Raw genomic sequence first — 16,933 nt, 5'->3', positions numbered from 1 at the left:
GTGGGATGAATTTCTAGGGCCACATCCCCACACGAACACCAACCCACGAACTGGAAAACCTGATCGCGACAGGATAGTTTCTAGTGACGCAAAAAGAAGTATTCGCTATGGCTCGCACGAAATGAACAGCCAACCAAGCAAACATCACTACCATTAGGAGACATGGACTCTTGAGCTTAAAACCAACACCATGAATGTGGACAACACTGTTATTAGAGTCCCACTACCGAAGAAGTGAAATGAAGATACGAATTATCGAAGTACTTTCTACTAAGGACACTTTACTCGTCAGGTTTCAATCATCTGTCGGTAGTGGCACCGCTCTATGGGCTGGGATCCCCCCCGACATCGGCGAGGAACACGACGTAGAGTTCGATCTGGATGAAATTTTTTCTTGGGGGCGAAACATTACTCCGTCCTCCGATACGACCCCGCAGGTCACCGATATAAACGGTATCACTCAAATAACCGCCGAGTTGATTCAAGTCGCGGACGAAGAATGTGCTGCATTACAATTTGGCGACTCTATAGTTCTTGTTGAACTCGACCGACCAATCACTCAAAAATCTGGTTACGTTGACGTGCGGGCGACCAGAATCACCCTATACCCAACAAATATTTAACCCCCCTCACCCCCACGCCACCACCAACAACCCCACCCCCAACACCAAACACAACGGCGAATAAAAATACGTATCCAACCTCGCAAACCTCGACCCGCCGACTTTCTTGAAAAACCCCACCAATTCCGAATCCCCAATCGCCCTGGCAAACATTACCAAGGCAATCGCACTGATCCCCCACTGCAACGCCCCATGGGATACCGCCGAAAAGTACAACCCCGCACGCAGGCACACCATCAGCGCAATCGCCACCAATCCCATGGCGACCAGAAACGTGGCGAGCGCCGAGGGCTTGAACGCAGGCTTGGGTCCGCTGGCGAATTCTCCGGGCAGTTGGGGGATGGCGGCTAAGAAGCCGAGTTTGCCGCCGGCAGCCCAGTACAGATGCACCATGCTGATGAATGTAAAAACGCCGACAATCCATCGTGCGACTACGAAGCTCATGACTGGCTCTCTCTGACAAGGTCCGAATCAGGATAGCCCCCCTGAGATTTTCTGCAGGCATTTCGTCGGCGGCTGACGGTAAAGTGCCGCCCCATGAAACTTGCCCGTGCCGACCGCTCGCTCATTGCCTGAACGTTCTATTGCTGCGTCCTGTTCAATGTGTTCGCCTGCAGTATCGGTCATGGGCAGATGGTCGCGATGCAGCTCAATGGCATCGGCGGCCAGTTCTGTACAGTGGACCCGCGCACCCAGGCGCCCAAGCGGTCCAACTCCACTGAGGAGAACCTGCCCACGCTGTCCAAGGCGTTTGGCTGTCCGCTGCGTTCCACTGGCGGTATGGGCCCGGCGGTCAGTTCCAGCCTGAATGTGGCGGTGTTGCCACAGCCCCATGCGCCACGCCAGCTATCGTCCTGGCTGCTGACACCCTGCCCGCTGTTCAACGGGATCAACGTCGTCGACGGCCGCTACGAGCAGCGCACGATCTGAGCGCGCTCGATCATCGACTACCGCATCAACGACAGCACCACCCTGAAAAATACCCTCTACGACTAGGACAGCCAACGCGATTACCGCAACCTGGAGACTTCTACGACATTCCGCGAACCCGGGAGAGCTTCGGCAAAGACAAGACTAACGAAGTCACCACTAAAGCACTGTTCGTGGAGAATCGCCTGGGCCTCACCGACAAATTGTCGCTGTTGACCGGCCTGCGTTACGACGCCATCGACCTGGATGTCACCAACCACCGCGTGGTCACGGCCACCAACCCTCGGCACTCCAAACGCAACTGGGAACCGGTGACCGGCCGCGTAGGCCTGACCTATCAATTCATCCCATCGGCCAATGTGTACGTGCAATACAGCACCGCCGCCGAGCAGCCAAGCACCCCCACACAAGTGTTTGATGTCTCGACAGGTAAGCAGTGGGAAGTGGGCAGCAAGTTCGACTATCTGGAGTGCCGTGGCTCGGCCACCATGGCCACCTACAAGATCAGCGCAAGGACTTTGCCGTGACCGAGCCGCAGCATCCCGGTCGACACGTATACCTCGGTGACGGGCAGAGTGCGCAACTTAACGAATGAGATGTATGCCGAGTTTGCCCATGTGTCGCCGGCGTATTATCTGGGGGCGCCGAGAACCTTCGAGCTGGCAGTACAAACCAGGTTATAAACCTGCAATGCAATCGAATGTGGGAACGTGCTTGCTCGCTCCCACATTTTGATCTCCATTCGCCAGCGAGATCGAGGTTACTTCAGGCTCGCCTCAACCTTCTGCGCCACATCCTCCGTCAACCATGCCTTCCACACTTGCGGATGTTCCTTGAGAAATGCCTGGGCCACCTCTCGTGGCGCTGTGTGATTTTCACTCATGGTCGCCAAGGCTTTATTCAGCGGTTCGATCGGAAACTCAACTTTCTCAAAGAACTGCGCAATCTGCGGATGGGCCTTCTGGAACGGCGCAGACACCCCGATACTCAACTTGGACGCCAACGAGCGCGTGGGCTTCGGATCAGGATTATCCGCATCCGTCAGGGTCTTCCAGGCCTCGGCATCGAAGGGCGGTTCCTCCAGTTGGATCAACTTGTAGCGCCCCATCAACGGCGTCGGCGACCAGTAGTAGAACAACACTGGCTTGCCCCGGCGGATTGACGAGGCAATCTCGGCATCCAGTGCCGCGCCTGAGCCGCTGCGGAAGTTCACGTAGCTGTCATCCAGACCGTAGGCCTTGAGCTTCTGTTTGTTGACCACTTCCGAGGTCCAGCCGATAGGGCTGTTGAGAAAGCGGCCCTTGCCTGGGGATTCCGGGTCCTTGAACACATCCTTGTAGCGCGCCAGGTCCTTTACGCTCTTGAGGTCCGGCGCCAGTGGCTTGATGCCTTTGGCGGGATCACCCTTGACCACGTATTCCGGCACCCACCAGCCTTCGGTTGCGCCTTTGACCGTGTCACCGAGACCAACCACCTTGCCTTCGGCCTCCGCCTTGACCCACACCGGGCTGCGGCCGGCCCACTCTTCGCCGATCACCTGGATGTCGTTCTTGGCCAGGGCGGTTTCCAGGGTGATGGTAGTGCCGGGCAAGGTGTCGGTGGGTAAGTCGTAACCCTTCTCGACAATTACCCGCAGCACTTCGGTGATCAGGCTGCCGCTTTCCCAGTTCAGATCGGCAAAATGTATCGGCGCCTCAGCGGCGCGCACCGGCAATGTGGCCATTGACAGCCCTAGGGTCGTCAGGGACGCAGCCAACAGTATTCTCAATCCTTTCATGCCTCAGCACCTCGCGATATCGCAGCCAATAGCGGAAGGCTTTGCTGCGTATGCGCGAAGCCTCTGAACAAGTAAGTCAACTCAACTGTAGTAGAGGTTCCGGGAGATAACGGGTGTTCGCGTTTTTTTGCTGATTATTCACTGGCCTTGAACGTGACCAGCTCACCCTTGCGCCATTTGGCAGCCTTGCCGGTCACGGCCTTGAGTGTTTTGGTCAGGCCTTCCTGAAGTTGCTCATTGGCGGCAAACACTAGCATCACGCTGTGGCCTTCCTTGAACACGATGCCCTGGCCTTCGGCCGAGGACACAAAGGCGTAGTCGCCCAAGCCATAGACGGTCAGCTTGATGTCGCGGAACTTCAATTCGAACTTGCCACCCTCACGACTGGGCAATACCGCCGCACGGAAGTGATCGCCGACTTTGAGTTCCAGGCGAGGTTTGTCGTCCACCACCATCGCCGCCTCGGTGTCGATTTCGGCGATGTAGATACCTTCCGGCGTCTGCTCGGTGATGTAAACGAAACGGGATTGAAACTGTTTGACCAACTTTGCGCGCAAATCACCCAGCACGAACAACGCGTGCATATCCAGATTACTGACTGCCAAGGAAACGCCCCCACATCGAAAAGAGCGCTGTCCGCCAGAGCGGACAGCACAAAAAAACGGCCTTCACGGCACGACCACATCACTCATTCTTTGAAAAAAACTGAAGAAAATCCCGCTGTCGAGTCACAAGACTAGTACAGACGTACGTGATGGACCTTGTGCAAGGTCATCAGGCACCACAGGAGATCACAGGTTCAACGGCCCGAGAATACGGGCCGACCAACTTCAGAGAATAACCCAATTAAAAATGCAGTTTTCCGACACGCAAACTCAAATAAACACACTGCCATGGAACCGGGCGCTGGTCGCCTACGACAATACTAAAACAGCAACACCGATGAAAACCAGCTACAACGCTGCAATCAAGTCGTCCGGATCGATCGAAAGGAGCAGGCCATGCAACGATCAACCTACAACGCGATGTCTTCGCCCCCCCGTTCATCCTCTCAGGACGAAGCTCAATACTACCGCTTGAACGGCTTTGAAGGGTACTCGGATTCAATTCTTTACCAAGTCGTACCTGCCGGCAGAAACTTCTTCCACATCCGCGAAGTGCTCAGCGGTCGAATCAAAGGCTTTCGCAGCGACCATGTCAAGGCCTGTGAACTGGCCAAGAAACTTGAAGCCATGTTGTAAGCGCACCCAACGATCGATCGTTTCGTCAGCCCGCTAACTTAACTGCGCCGCCGACCCGCAACAACTGCCATACTGGCCCGTCCACTGAAGTTTGTGCCCACTCGGGCCAGGTTTCTCCAGTGCAGTTATCTCCAAGGGAAGGCTCTACGTGACGGAATTTGATATCGGCGAATTTTTCATCCATGGCGACGTAAGGGAAGTAGACGGTGAGTTTCAAGCAGTGATCATCATGCGGGCCAAGCCACCGCTGACCACTGTCACCACCCACCAGGTCGAAAAAGACCGCTGGTTCAAAACCGTCGACGCCGCCGCCATCGCAGCAAAGGACGCCGCCAAAGCGTTAAAAACCGCCGTAGATTCTGGCGCCCTGAATTCCTGACAATCCGATAGAACTCTACTGCGTCACAACCCTCCCATGCATAACGACCACCCTGCATGGAGAACGATATGGACGCGCCAATCCCTACCCTTGAAACCCTGTTTGACCAATTGGGCCTGGACTCAACCCCAGACGCTATCGACGCCTTTATCGCTGCGCACCCTTTGCCTGACGACGTGAAGTTGGTCGATGCGCCTTTCTGGTCCGCACAACAAGCACGTTTTCTCAAGGAAGAGCTGCGCGAAGACGCCGAATGGGCGATTGCGGTGGACGAACTGAACCAACGCCTGCATCAACCGCACTGACGGTAGATATCTACTCACGTTCAAAGGCTGAAAATTCCCCTGCAGTGATCGGGCTTGTCCCGCTCACTGCAACGATGTGTCGATGCCTATGCCCATCCCGGAAAAGCCCACGTCACGTTAACGCTTCACAGCCTCGGGTTTATAGCCCAGGCGCAGACCACCCCAATGCCGGCCCTTGACGACGATCGGCACCGATAGGTCGTGCATCAGCTCACCGGTATCGCGGGTGTAAGTCTGCAACAAAACCGCCTGTTGATGGCTGCCACAGCGGATCCCGGTGCGGTCTTCAAACTTGCGCTTGGTGCGGTTCTGCACTGCATCCACCTGCACATCGCCGGTCAATGCCTGGGAAAACGCCTTGTTGTGCGTCGGCACGTAGCCCTGGGGCGTGCAGGCAATGGCGAACACCAACCCTTCATGCCTCGGCAGCAGATCTTCCTGGATCGCCGGCAACACCTGGTCGGTATAACCGTCAAACCGGGTGTGGTACTTGCTTGGGGTGGTATTGGCAATCGGCGTGTAGCTTCGGTCGAATAGGTCATCCAGACTGATGCGGTTCTGTAGCACGTCGGCCTCGAATTGCGCGGCAATTCGGCTGGCGCCTTCACGGGCCAAGTCGTAGATCCGCTGGTGATAGTCATCCAGGCCGACTTGCGCCAAGCGTTCACTGATGGTTTCGGCTTGGCCTTCCATCTGCACGGCGGCGTCGGCCAGTTGGCGGGTTTGCTGATCGCTGACCGCCAGGTCGCTGCGCATTTGTTCCACGGCATGGAACAGGCTGTCGAACTGGGTGCGGTTGGTGTCGGCGCCCTCGGCGATTTCATTCACCTGGCCTTCGACATCCGCCGCCAGGCTGGCGATGCTATGCAGTTGCTCACCGGCGCGCTCCACTTGCTCCACACCCGTGTGCAAGTCTGCCGAGAGCTGGCGAATCTGCTCCACCACCTGAGCCGTGCGTTGCTGGATATCGGCCACCATCACCCCAACCTCATCAGTGGCTGTGGCCGTACGGCCTGCCAGCCCGCGCACCTCATCCGCCACGACTGCAAACCCCCGACCATGCTCACCGGCTCGCGCCGCCTCAATCGCTGCATTGAGCGCCAACAGGTTAGTCTGGCTGGCGATGGACTGGATCACCAAGGTCACCCGCTGGATTTCCTCACTGCGCTGGCTCAAGGCTTCGATCAGTTCACGACTGGCATTGGCGCGCTGACTGAGCTGGTGCATGCGGGTGATCGATTGGGCCAGCACTTCGTGGCCTTCGGTGCTGCGTTGATGGGCCTGGCTGGCGGCCCCCAGGGCCTCGCGGCTGAGCTGGGAGGTGACCTTTTCGGTGCCAATCATCACCTCGGCACTGCTGACAATCTGCTTGGCTGCACTCAACTGAGACTGCAAGCGAGCCGCCAGTTGCTTGACCGAATAGGCCACGCCGGCAGCGGAGAGTGCGTTATGGCTGGTGGTATAGGACAGGTCGCGAGTCAACTCACCCATCGCATCGACAGCTTCGCAAGACGTAACAACGGGTGTGCGACGTGTCAGGCGAGGCAGCCAGATGACCAGCACGGCCAGTGGCAGGCAGACGTACAGCGGAAGGCTGGCAAATGCCAGTCCCAACAGTATCAGCACCAGGGCGATGCTCTGCGTAAGCTGCGTCAACCAGGCGGCCAACCCGCGCACTACCGATTGCGGCGCCACTGCTGCGCCCGTCAGAGATCCTTCCCCAGCCATCTTCGTCACCCCACTGCTTATCGTTATTGTCGCTGCATTAAACGCCACTATCGGGCCATTATCCATGGGCCTTTAGTGGGGTAGCTTGCAACAGATCAATACACGGGGGTGTAACGAGTCTTTCCCTGGGGGACCGCTTAGCGCCCCCCCAGCTTCACCGCATCAGGCTTGGCGCTGGTGCTTGTCGATCTGCTCGTGGCGCTCTTGCGCTTCGATGCAGTACTTGGTGGTAGGGCTGATCAGCAAGCGCTTGAGGCCGATAGGCTCGCCGCTGTCATCGCACCAGCCAAAGGAATCTTCCTTGATGCGTTCCAGTGCACGCTCAAGTTGCGGCAGCATGCGCTGGTCGCGGTCGATGGCGTTCACCAGCCAGGTGCGCTCTTCTTCAACGGAAGCGGCGTCGGCAGGGTCGGCCGGAGTGTCCAGGCTTTCAATGGCGATACGGTTCTGTTCGATGCGCTCGTGGTGTTCCACTTTCATGTCTTGCAGCAACTTCTCGAAAAAAGCGTGCTGTTCGGCATTCATGTAGTCATCCGCCGGCATGGCCAGCAACTTTTCCTTTGTCATTGATTTCTCTATAAAAAATACGTGCATTAAGGCGAATAAGGGAGCGTTCCGGCCGACCTCTGCAGGTCTCGGAAGGGCGCCGTCCATTTCAAGCGCCACCCGGCACTCAATTTACGAGGGGCGGCAGTCTAAGGCCGACTTGAGGGCACAGCAACTGAAAAGACAGGCAATTTTTCCGAGATAACCCCCAAAAGCACCAGGACGGGCTCGGCGAATGGTTATCGGAGTGCGTTTATAGCAGGAAAGTTCGTGGAACAGCTATAAGCCGCAAGCCGCAAGCCGCAAGCGACAAGCTGTAAAGCTAATCAAACTTGCAGCTTGCAGCTTGAAGCTTGCAGCTTGCAGCTCAACGCTTACGCTGCTTCTTATTGCGGTATTGGTCGATCACCACCGCCACCACAATGATCAGGCCCTTGATGATGTCCTGGATGTACGCATCCACCCCGACAAACGTAAACCCGCTGGCCATCACCCCCAGAATCAGTGCGCCGATCACGGTCCCCGTGATGCGCCCTACTCCGCCCGCCAGGCTGGTGCCGCCGATCACCGCGGCGGCAATCGCATCCAGCTCGTAGGACATGCCCATACCGGCCTGGCCGGTCGCAGCCCGTGCCGAGGCCACCACACCGGCCAGGCCCGCCAGGAGCCCGGCGATGCTGTAGACGATGATCAAGTGGCGCTTGACGTTGATCCCCGACGTACGCGCCGCCTGCATGTTGCCGCCGATGGCGTAGGTGTACTTGCCGTACTTGGTGTAGCGCAGGGCGATATGGAAGATCACAGCCACCACCAGGAAGATGATCACTGGCATCGCGCCATGGCCGATGGCCGTGTACGAGTCCGAGAGCATGCTCACCGGTTGGCCTTCGGTGTAGTAACGCGCCACGCCCCGGGCAGAGACCATCATGCCGAGGGTGGCAATAAAGGGCGGGATACCGGTAACGGCAATGATACTGCCGTTGATCGCCCCTGCCAGCAGCCCGACGCCAAGCCCCATCGCCACCGGAATCCACACCGGCAAATCGGTCAGACTGGGAAATACCGCCCGGGAAAAATCAGAGGTTTGCGCCAAACTGGCAGCGATCATCGCCGACAACGCCAATACCGAGCCCGAGGACAGGTCGATACCGGTGGTGATGATCACCTGGGTCACACCGATGGCGAGCAAGCCGATGATCGACACTTGCAGGATCATCAGCACCAGGCGCTGGGAGTTCATCAGGAAGCTCTGGTCACGCACGATCCAGCCGAACACTTCAAACACCAGGCCGATGCCGATCAGCACCAGGAAGATGCTCAGCTCGGTGGGCACGCGTCGACGACTTTTGGTTGGCGCCGTCGTGGGTTTGTTATCCGTTATTGCATTCATAGCCCATCACCTTTTTATTCTGTACGTCAGTGGACTACCGTCATCCCGGATGCCAACTGCATGACTTTTTCCTGGGTGGCTTCGCTGCGCTCCAAGGTGCCCATCAAATCCCCTTCGTGCATCACCATGACCCGGTCGCTCATGCCCAGTACTTCGGGCAGCTCGGAAGAAATCATGATCACCGCCATGCCTTCGCTGGCGAGGAAGGAGATCAACCGATAGATCTCCGCCTTGGCGCCCACATCAATGCCCCGCGTCGGTTCATCAAGGATCAGCAGGCGCGGGTTGGTCATCAGCCAGCGCGCCAGCAAGGCCTTCTGCTGGTTGCCGCCGGACAAGGTGTCGATGCATTGCTCAAGGGACGGGGTTTTCACCCGCAGCTTCTTGCACATGTCTTCGCACAGCGCACGCAGGGCCTTCTGCTGGATAAAACCGTTGCCCGAGTAGTGCGGCAGCACGGCCATTTCCATGTTTTCCAACACGGAAAGGCAGGGGAACAGGCCACTGAGCTTGCGGTCTTCGGTCAACAGAGCAAAGCCCTTCTCAATGGCCATGTGCGGATCGGTAATGCGCACCGCCTTGCCGTCCAGACTGATCTGGCCGCTGCTGCTAGGGGTGATGCCAAAAATGGTTTCGGCCACGTTGGTGCGGCCCGAGCCCATCAACCCGGCGATGCCGAGGATCTCGCCGGCGTGCAGGTCAAACGAAACGTCCTTGAATACGCCGTCCAGCGTCAGGTTGCGCACCGACAGCAACAGGTCACCGATGGGCGTCTCGCGCACCGGAAACAGCTGGCTCAGCTCACGGCCGACCATCATCGAAATCAGGCTGTCGCTGTTCATGCTGTCGGCGCGTTGCAGGCCGACGTACTGGCCGTCGCGGAACACCGCCACTTCATCGGCGATCGCGAATACTTCATTCATTTTATGGGTGATGTAGACGATGCCTTTGCCCTGGGACTTAAGGTCGGCAATGATCGAAAACAAGTGGGCCACTTCCTTGTCGGTAATGGCCGATGTCGGTTCATCCATGATCAGGATGTCGGAGTCGTAGGACACGGCCTTGGCAATCTCGACCATCTGTCGCTCGGCGATGCTCAGGTTCCCCACCTGTTCCTCGGGGTCGAGGTTGATGCGCAAGCGCGCCAGCAACTCGGCGGTGCAACGGTGCATTTCGCGGTGGTTGACCATGTGCAGGCTGTTGAGCTGCTCGCGGCCGATCCAGATATTCTCGGCGATGCTCATGTGCGGCATCAGGTTGAGTTCCTGGTGGATCATCGCGATCCCGGCCTTCTGAGCCGCCAGGGGTGTTTCAAACACGATCGGTTTGCCGCGCAGGCGAATTTCTCCGGCGTCGGGCTGGTAGATGCCAGCGATGATTTTCATCAACGTCGACTTGCCTGCTCCGTTCTCGCCCATCAGCGCCAGCACGGTACCGGGGCGCACGCGCAGCTGTACATCGGCCAGGGCCACGACACCGGGAAAGCCTTTGCTGATATTCACGATTTCCAGCAGGTAGGGTTCTTCCAACAGCTGGGGTTGGATACCGGGAGGCTGCGAGACAACGGCTTGAGCGAGCATAGAAAGGTACTCCATCGGCAAGGCGGGCACGACCGCCCTGCCGGCTTATTGTTGTTATGTCAGGGCTACTTGAACTGGGCGACGTTGTCCGGCGTGATCAACTGGAACGGGATGATCACGTTCTGCTCGACCGGCTCCTTCTTGACCATCTTGCGCGCCGCTTCCACCGAGCCCACCGCCTGCCCCTTGGCGTCCTGGAACGCCGACGCCGCCATATCACCCTTGGTGATCGCGTTCAAACCGTCCGGCGTACCGTCGACACCCGCGATCAACACGCTGCCCGGCTTGATACCCGCCGACTTCAGGGCCATGGACGCGCCAATCGCCATCTCATCGTTGTTGGCCAGCACCGCGTTGAATTCGCGGCCTTGGGTCAGCCAGTCGTTGACCAGGGTCATGCCCTTGTCGCGCAGCCAGATGCCGGTCTGTTCCTGCTCGATCTTGATGTCCGGGTACTTGGCCAGGACTTCCTTCACGCCCTTGGTGCGATTGGTGGTGGCGTTGTTCGCCAGGTCACCCAGCAAGATCACGATCTTGCCTTTGCCGCCGAGCTTTTCAGCGATGTATTGCATTTGCAGGCGGCCGGCCTCGGTGTCATCGGAGACCACCACGGCGACACCCTTGGGCAAATCTTTCTGGTCAGGACGGCGGTTGACGAACACCAGCGGAATGCCCGCCTTGGTGGCGGCATTGATGATGTTCTTGGTCGAAGCGGTATCCACCGGGTTGACGATGATGGCATCGACTTTCTGGCTGATAAAGTTCTCGATCTGGCTCAGCTGCTTGACCACGTCGGCACGCGCGTCTTCGAACTGTAATTGCACGCCGTCACCCTCGGGGTAGGACTTGGCTTGCTTGTCCATGTCCTCGCGCAGGTAGGTCAGGAAGGTGTCATCGAAGGCGGACATGCTCACGCCCACCTTGATATCGGCGGCACTGGCAAAGCCACTCGCCAGCATCATGGACAAGGCCAGCGCGGTAAAACGGATCGGGGTCTTCATGAACGGTCTGTCTCCACATTATTGTTGGTTTTGTTGGACGTTACGTTGATCAGAGCGGGGCTTGCGAATGGGGCAGTCGAACCAGCGGTGCGCCTGGAATGCAGCAGACCAGCGCGCCCTTGTTTTCGACGCACAACACATTAAGGAAGGAGAAGTAGAACGGCCGGGCGCGGGGCAGACCGCGTGGCGCTAGGACAGGGCGTAAAACTCGCAGTACAGCGTTGAAGATTTTCATCTGACGGTACCTGGTTGTTTTTGATCTTGTTTTTGTTGAGTCGTGCAGATCGAGTCCGAACGTACTATATGCAACCTGGAAAAGACTTTATTGGAAAAAAATTTCCATATCAACCTGTTTTAGAATTTTATTCTATTTTTGTTGAGACCACCTGCTGGCGCTCGGCGCTCAGGCGGGCAGCGTCCAATATACGGGTGGTTTCCAGCGCATCATAGGCATCCACCGGCAGCGGCCCCTGCCCTTGCACGGCCAATTGCAACTGTCGATAGAACTGCATCCAACAGCCCTTTTCAGACGGCACCCGCTCGCGGTCCGGGCCTTGTTCGAACCAGCCCCAGCGGCGGTGTTCTTCAGCGCCCCAATGCTCACCTTCGGTCTTCGGCGACTTGCCGGCCATCAGCGCTTCTTCCTGGCCGTCCAAGCCTTCGACGGTGTAGCAGCCAGAGGTGCCACTGACGCGAAAGCGCGGCGCCTGGCTGTTTTGCAGGCCATTGCCCCACAGATGCGAAATCACACCGTTGGCGTGGGTCAGGGACACAAAAAAACCGTGGTCCACCGTGGGGTGTTCGGCGGTGTATTGCAGTTGCGCGAACACCCGATCTACCGGGCCGAACAGTTGCAGGGCCTGGTCGACCAAGTGGCTGCCCAGGTCGCGCAGCCAACCACCGCCGCTGGCGTTACCTATGGCTTGCGGGCTGTAGCGTTCCACGCGGGATTCGAAACGAGTGATCTTGCCCAAGGCGCCGGCGTCGATGAGTTTGCGCAGGGTCAGGTAGTCCGAGTCCCAGCGCCGGTTCTGGTAGACGCTGAGCAGTGAGCCTTGGCGTTCAGCCGCGGTGATCACCGCCTGGGCCTGTTCGGCGTTGGCGGCGAAGGGCTTGTCGCTGACCACGGTTACACCGTGTTCGATGGCTTCGAGCACCAGGGCTGGGCGGCCTTTAAGGGTGGTGGAGATGACCAAGGCGTCGACGCCGGCTTCGACGATTTGACCGATGTTGTCAAAAGCCCTGACACCAGGGTGGTCGGTTGCCAGTTGCTGGCGGCGTTCGGGTGAGCGAGTCACCACACCGACGAACGTCGCGCCTGGCAGGGTTGCAATCAGCGGCGCATGAAAGAAGCGCCCTCCATGGCCGTAGCCGACTAGACCGATTCGCATGCATACACTCCTTACTTGAAGTGGAAACCCAATTCAAATGTGGGAGCAAGCTCGCTCCCACACTGACTGCATTCCATCTGTGGGATCGCGGTCAGCCGTAGAAGTGCGGACGCTGCGGCAAGCTCACCTTCACAATCTGCTCGCTATTTTGCGCTTCTATGCACGCATCCGCCGCCACCGCCGCCGCAAAGCCATCCCACGCCGACGGCCCGCCGACCTGCCCGGCGCGTACGCTGTCGATAAACGCCTGCAACTCCACGTCATAGGCACCCATAAACCGATCCTTCCAGTCCATCAGAATCGCATTGGACAACTTCGCGCCACTGCGCATTTGCACCTGGGACGGCTCCGGCAGCTTGGCAATACCGGTCTCCCCCACCACTTCGCACTGGATGTCATACCCGTACTGGCAGTTCACGAACACTTCGACATCGATACGCGTGCCCCTGGCGGTTTCCAGCAGCACGATCTGCGGGTCGCGCAGGTGGGCCAGGGCCTTGCTGGATTTGCGTGGAAACACCACTTGCACCGAGACGTAGTCGTCGTTGAGCAGCCAACGCAACACATCCAGTTCGTGGATCAAGGTGTCGGTGATCGCCATGTCGGTCTTGTAGTTCTCGCCCACCGTCGGGTTGCGGTGCGCGCAGTGCAGCATCAGGGGTTCGCCGATCTGACCGCTGTCGATCACGGCTTTCAATGCGCGATAACCCTCGTCGTAGGGGCGCATGAAGCCGACTTGCACCAGGCGCTTGCCGAAGGCCACCTCGGCGTCGACGATCTTGCGGCAGCCTTCAGCCGTCACGGCCAAGGGCTTTTCGCAGAACACCGGTTTGCCGGCGGCGATGGCCGCGAGCACGAACGCTTCGTGGCTCGGCCCCCAGGAAGTGACCAGAATGGCCTCGACCTGTGGTGAATTGATCAGCGCATGGCCGTCGGCGTACACCTCAGCATCCAGCTTCAACTCTGCGACAACCTTGGCGGCTTGCTCAAGATTGATGTCGGTTACCGCCACTACCTGGCTGTTGAGCAAGGTCTGGCTGCAACGACGAATATGGTCACGGCCGATAGCGCCAGTGCCGATGACTCCAAGCTTCAAAGACATACACAACTCCTCTTGTTATCAGTACTGCCGGGCCTTCGCCAGGTGTTCATTGAGTTTTTTTGCGGCGGCATTTGTGCGCTCGCTGGTGGAGACCTGCGCCACACCCACCCGCCACCACGACAGGTAACCGTGGATCATGGTCTTGGGCAGCACCTTGATATCGATCAGCGTAGAAACCGTTTGAGTGCGTGCATCGGCCAGCGCCGCTTCGAGTTGCTCCACGGTGCTGACCTTGTAGGTCTTGCAGCCATAGGCCGCCGCGCTCATGGCGAAATCCACCGGCACCAGGCCGCCGTCGAGCTTGCCGCTCTCGGGGTTGCGGTAGCGGAACTCGGTGCCGAAGCTGTCCATGCCATTGCCGATCTGCAGGTTGTTGATGCAGCCGAAAGCCATGTTGTCGAGCAGCACCACGTTGATCTTGCGGCGCTCCTGGATCGAGGTGGCCAGTTCCGAATGCAGCATCATGTAGGAGCCATCGCCGACCAGGGCGTAGACCTCTTTTGTTGGCTCGGCGAGCTTTACACCGAGAGCAGCGTTGATCTCATAGCCCATGCACGAATAACCGTACTCAACGTGATAGGTGTTGACGCCCTTGCTGCGCCAGGCGCGCTGCAGGTCGCCGGGCAGGCTGCCGGCGGCGGCGACGATAATGGCGTCGTCGGCCAGGGTTTCGTTGAGCACGCCGAGTACGCGGCTCTGGGTCAGGCACGAGCCGGTCAGCTCGATAAATTCACGCAGCACCGCGCGGTCCAGGTGGTCGTCGACCTCAGGCACGAAGCCGTCACCGTCATATTCCACCTGATGCACACGGTCCACTTCGGCGTCCAACTGCGCCTTGGCGTCGCGGATCTGCTCGCTCCAGCCCGAACGATAATCGCCCAGGGCAACGGCCAGTGCTTCAAGGGCGACTTGCGCGTCAGCCAACACCTGCACGCCGTCCAGTTTCAAGGCGTCGCAGGGGCTGATATTGAGGTTGAGAAACTTCACCTCGGCGTGCTTGAACAGTGATTTTGACGAGGTGGTGAAGTCGGTATAACGCGTGCCGACACCGATGATCAGGTCTGCTTCGGGCGCCAGCAGGTTCGCCGCCAGACAGCCGGTTTCACCGATCCCACCGACGTTCAGCGGATGGCTGGAGACCACAGCGCTCTTGCCCGCCTGGGTTTCGGCGAAGGGGATATCAAAGCGTTCGGCAAAGGCCTGCAGTGCAGCATTGGCACCGGAATACTTCACGCCGCCACCGCAGATGATCAGCGGCTTGCGCTTGCCGCGAAAAGCCGCCAGCGCATCAGCGATCATCGCGGCGGTGGCCGGGCGACGTTCGATACGGTGCACGCGTTTTTGCAGGAAATAATCTGGATAGTCCCAGGCCTCGGCCTGCACGTCCTGGGGCAACGCCAGGGTCACGGCACCGGTTTCAGCCGGATCGGTAAGCACGCGCATGGCGTGGATTGCAGCAGTCATCAACTGCTCGGGGCGGTTGATGCGGTCCCAGTATTTGCTCACGGAGCGGAAGGCATCGTTGGTGCTGATACTCAGGTCATGGAACTGCTCGATCTGTTGCAACACCGGGTCGGGCTGGCGACTGGCATACACATCACCAGGCAACAGCAACAACGGGATACGGTTGGCGGTCGCCGTCGCGGCGGCGGTGAGCATGTTGGCAGCGCCGGGGCCCACAGAAGCTGTGCACGCGTAGATCTTGCGGCGCAGGTGCTGCTTGGCAAAACCGATGGCGGCGTGGGCCATGCCCTGTTCGTTGCGGCCCTGGTGCACCACCAGGTCACCGCTGTCTTGCTCCAGGGCCTGGCCCAGGCCCAACACGTTGCCGTGGCCGAAAATCGTGAATACCCCGGCGACGAACTTGCTCTGCACGCCATCGACTTCGATGTACTGGTTATCCAGGAACTTCACCAGGGCCTGGGCCATGGTCAATCTTGTTGTGGTCATGTTCGCACCTTGAATGAATGCAAATCTGTCGATCAACAGTGATCCCATGTGGGAGCGGGCTTGCTCGCGAATGCGGTGTGTCAGGCAATGAATCTGTATCTGATAAACCGCTATCGCAGCGATGCGGCGACCCGACAAGCCAGCTCCCACATTGGGTTCAGCGTTGAACCAGAGATTGGTTCAAATGGGCGATGCTCGCGCCCAACGCCTGCTGGATATCCACCAACGCATGCACGCTCTCGGCAAATGGCTCGAACGACAAATAGCCGCTGTATCCAGTAGTGAGCAGCGTATCGATCTGCGCCGCGTTGCCCAGGATGTCACCCTCGCCCACCAACACGCGGTGGCCGTCACGAATCGAATCGAGCGGCGCCTCGGCATCTTCCACACCCGAGATATGCACCAGCCCGGTCAATTCCGGAAAGAACTCATGTTCGCTGGCCAAGTGATGATGGAAGGTATCGTGCACCAGGCGAAACACGTCCAGGCCGCCAATGGACTGGATCGCATCCACCGCCACGCGCTTGCGGCGCAGGGCACATTCCTCAAAGCCCAGGGGTTCGATAAAACCGAGAATCGCGTATTCGCGCAGAATCGGCGCCAGCTCGCTCAAGGCCGTGCGCAACCCGGCGGCACGCTGCGCTTCGTTGCGCGTATCGCCTCGCTCGTTGAACGGGCACATCACCAGGCCCTGGGCGCCGCATTCGCGGGCATAGGTGGCGAGCTGGATCGCTTGGGCGCGACGCTCCTCGTTCCACACGTCAAAGGGGTACAGCGCGTTGATCGACAGCACCTGGATGCCCTGCGCTGCGCACAACTCGCGCACGCGGCTGGCCGGGGTGCCGAATTCGATTTGCTTGCCCGCAAGGTCATTGCGGATCTCGATGGCATCGCACTTGAGCGCTGCGGCCAACTGGATGAAGTCCGGCAGGGACAGGTTGGGGGCGACCATGCGGTTAAGGGCGAAACGTAAAGGCGACTTCATTGTTG

At 58.7% G+C, this 16,933-nt stretch carries 17 protein-coding genes and 2 pseudogenes; 6 read left to right on the top strand and 13 right to left on the bottom strand.

The window, feature by feature from the left end; genetic code table 11:
• The first annotated feature begins 239 nt into the window (after positions 1-239).
• Complete coding sequence (locus AACY52_RS11565; RefSeq protein WP_339420451.1) at positions 240-623, top strand: hypothetical protein; 384 nt, start codon at positions 240-242, stop codon at positions 621-623.
• Between the two features lie 6 nt (positions 624-629).
• On the opposite strand, the gene AACY52_RS11560 is transcribed toward AACY52_RS11565, so the two are convergent.
• Complete coding sequence (locus tag AACY52_RS11560) at positions 630-1,067, bottom strand: DUF3995 domain-containing protein (protein WP_339420450.1); 438 nt, start codon at positions 1,065-1,067, stop codon at positions 630-632.
• Positions 1,068-1,217: 150 nt separating this feature from the next.
• Between AACY52_RS11560 and AACY52_RS11555 the strand changes: the two are divergent.
• Positions 1,218-1,501, top strand: a pseudogene (locus AACY52_RS11555) (DUF2946 domain-containing protein); the annotation flags it as partial.
• 1 nt (position 1,502) lies between these two features.
• A pseudogene (locus AACY52_RS11550) lies at positions 1,503-2,236 on the top strand (TonB-dependent receptor domain-containing protein); the annotation flags it as partial.
• A 77-nt stretch (positions 2,237-2,313) separates the two neighbouring features.
• On the opposite strand, the gene AACY52_RS11545 reads toward AACY52_RS11550, so the two are convergent.
• Positions 2,314-3,330 (bottom strand): ABC transporter substrate-binding protein, encoded by a 1,017-nt coding sequence (locus AACY52_RS11545; RefSeq protein ID WP_339437750.1) that lies wholly within the window; start codon positions 3,328-3,330, stop codon positions 2,314-2,316.
• Between the two features lie 134 nt (positions 3,331-3,464).
• Entirely contained in the window at positions 3,465-3,914 is a 450-nt protein-coding gene (locus AACY52_RS11540; RefSeq protein ID WP_050554011.1) for a hypothetical protein, read from the bottom strand.
• A 417-nt stretch (positions 3,915-4,331) separates the two neighbouring features.
• Between AACY52_RS11540 and AACY52_RS11535 the strand changes: the two genes are divergently transcribed.
• From AACY52_RS11535 to AACY52_RS11525, 3 genes are all read left to right on the top strand, one after another.
• Entirely contained in the window at positions 4,332-4,571 is a 240-nt protein-coding gene (locus tag AACY52_RS11535; protein WP_339420448.1) for a hypothetical protein, read from the top strand.
• Between the two features lie 148 nt (positions 4,572-4,719).
• Positions 4,720-4,950 carry a hypothetical protein gene (locus AACY52_RS11530; protein WP_159961506.1) on the top strand — a complete coding sequence of 77 codons (231 nt, stop codon included), beginning with the start codon at positions 4,720-4,722 and terminating at the stop codon, positions 4,948-4,950.
• A 68-nt stretch (positions 4,951-5,018) separates the two neighbouring features.
• A complete protein-coding gene (locus tag AACY52_RS11525; protein WP_339420447.1) occupies positions 5,019-5,255 on the top strand; it encodes a DUF2789 domain-containing protein in 237 nt (78 codons plus the stop codon).
• A gap of 117 nt (positions 5,256-5,372) precedes the next feature.
• On the opposite strand, the gene AACY52_RS11520 is transcribed toward AACY52_RS11525, so the two are convergent.
• The 10 genes from AACY52_RS11520 to AACY52_RS11475 all read right to left on the bottom strand — a co-directional run bounded on the left by AACY52_RS11520 (position 5,373) and on the right by AACY52_RS11475 (position 16,928).
• On the bottom strand, positions 5,373-6,599 hold the full coding sequence (locus AACY52_RS11520) for a methyl-accepting chemotaxis protein (protein ID WP_370468021.1): 1,227 nt from the start codon (positions 6,597-6,599) through the stop codon (positions 5,373-5,375).
• A gap of 546 nt (positions 6,600-7,145) precedes the next feature.
• Complete coding sequence (locus tag AACY52_RS11515; RefSeq protein ID WP_003191666.1) at positions 7,146-7,550, bottom strand: TraR/DksA C4-type zinc finger protein; 405 nt, start codon at positions 7,548-7,550, stop codon at positions 7,146-7,148.
• Between the two features lie 346 nt (positions 7,551-7,896).
• The gene (locus AACY52_RS11510) at positions 7,897-8,919 is read right to left on the bottom strand and encodes an ABC transporter permease (RefSeq protein ID WP_339420444.1); all 1,023 of its coding nucleotides are present in this window, start codon (positions 8,917-8,919) and stop codon (positions 7,897-7,899) included.
• A gap of 26 nt (positions 8,920-8,945) precedes the next feature.
• Positions 8,946-10,499: a sugar ABC transporter ATP-binding protein gene (locus AACY52_RS11505; protein ID WP_339436552.1), complete on the bottom strand. Its 1,554-nt coding sequence runs from the start codon at positions 10,497-10,499 to the stop codon at positions 8,946-8,948.
• A gap of 65 nt (positions 10,500-10,564) precedes the next feature.
• Entirely contained in the window at positions 10,565-11,500 is a 936-nt protein-coding gene (locus AACY52_RS11500) for a sugar ABC transporter substrate-binding protein (protein ID WP_339420442.1), read from the bottom strand.
• 49 nt (positions 11,501-11,549) lie between these two features.
• Positions 11,550-11,735, bottom strand: coding sequence for a hypothetical protein (locus AACY52_RS11495; protein ID WP_339420441.1), 186 nt, complete (start codon positions 11,733-11,735; stop codon positions 11,550-11,552).
• 127 nt (positions 11,736-11,862) lie between these two features.
• Positions 11,863-12,891, bottom strand: coding sequence for a Gfo/Idh/MocA family oxidoreductase (locus AACY52_RS11490; RefSeq protein WP_339560504.1), 1,029 nt, complete (start codon positions 12,889-12,891; stop codon positions 11,863-11,865).
• A 91-nt stretch (positions 12,892-12,982) separates the two neighbouring features.
• Positions 12,983-13,993 carry a Gfo/Idh/MocA family oxidoreductase gene (locus AACY52_RS11485; protein ID WP_339436551.1) on the bottom strand — a complete coding sequence of 337 codons (1,011 nt, stop codon included), beginning with the start codon at positions 13,991-13,993 and terminating at the stop codon, positions 12,983-12,985.
• 18 nt (positions 13,994-14,011) lie between these two features.
• Positions 14,012-15,943 (bottom strand): 3D-(3,5/4)-trihydroxycyclohexane-1,2-dione acylhydrolase (decyclizing), encoded by a 1,932-nt coding sequence (iolD, locus tag AACY52_RS11480; RefSeq protein WP_339420438.1) that lies wholly within the window; start codon positions 15,941-15,943, stop codon positions 14,012-14,014.
• 157 nt (positions 15,944-16,100) lie between these two features.
• Positions 16,101-16,928, bottom strand: a complete 828-nt coding sequence (locus tag AACY52_RS11475) for a TIM barrel protein (RefSeq protein WP_339428474.1) — start codon at positions 16,926-16,928, stop codon at positions 16,101-16,103.
• Between the last annotated feature and the right edge of the window lie 5 nt (positions 16,929-16,933).

The sequence above is a fragment of the Pseudomonas sp. EA_65y_Pfl1_P113 genome, from assembly GCF_963970525.1.
In the GTDB taxonomy this organism is placed as follows: domain Bacteria; phylum Pseudomonadota; class Gammaproteobacteria; order Pseudomonadales; family Pseudomonadaceae; genus Aquipseudomonas; species Aquipseudomonas tritici.
The sequence above is the reverse complement of the archived record's forward strand: the minus strand, read 5'-3'. Positions and strand labels throughout refer to the sequence as shown.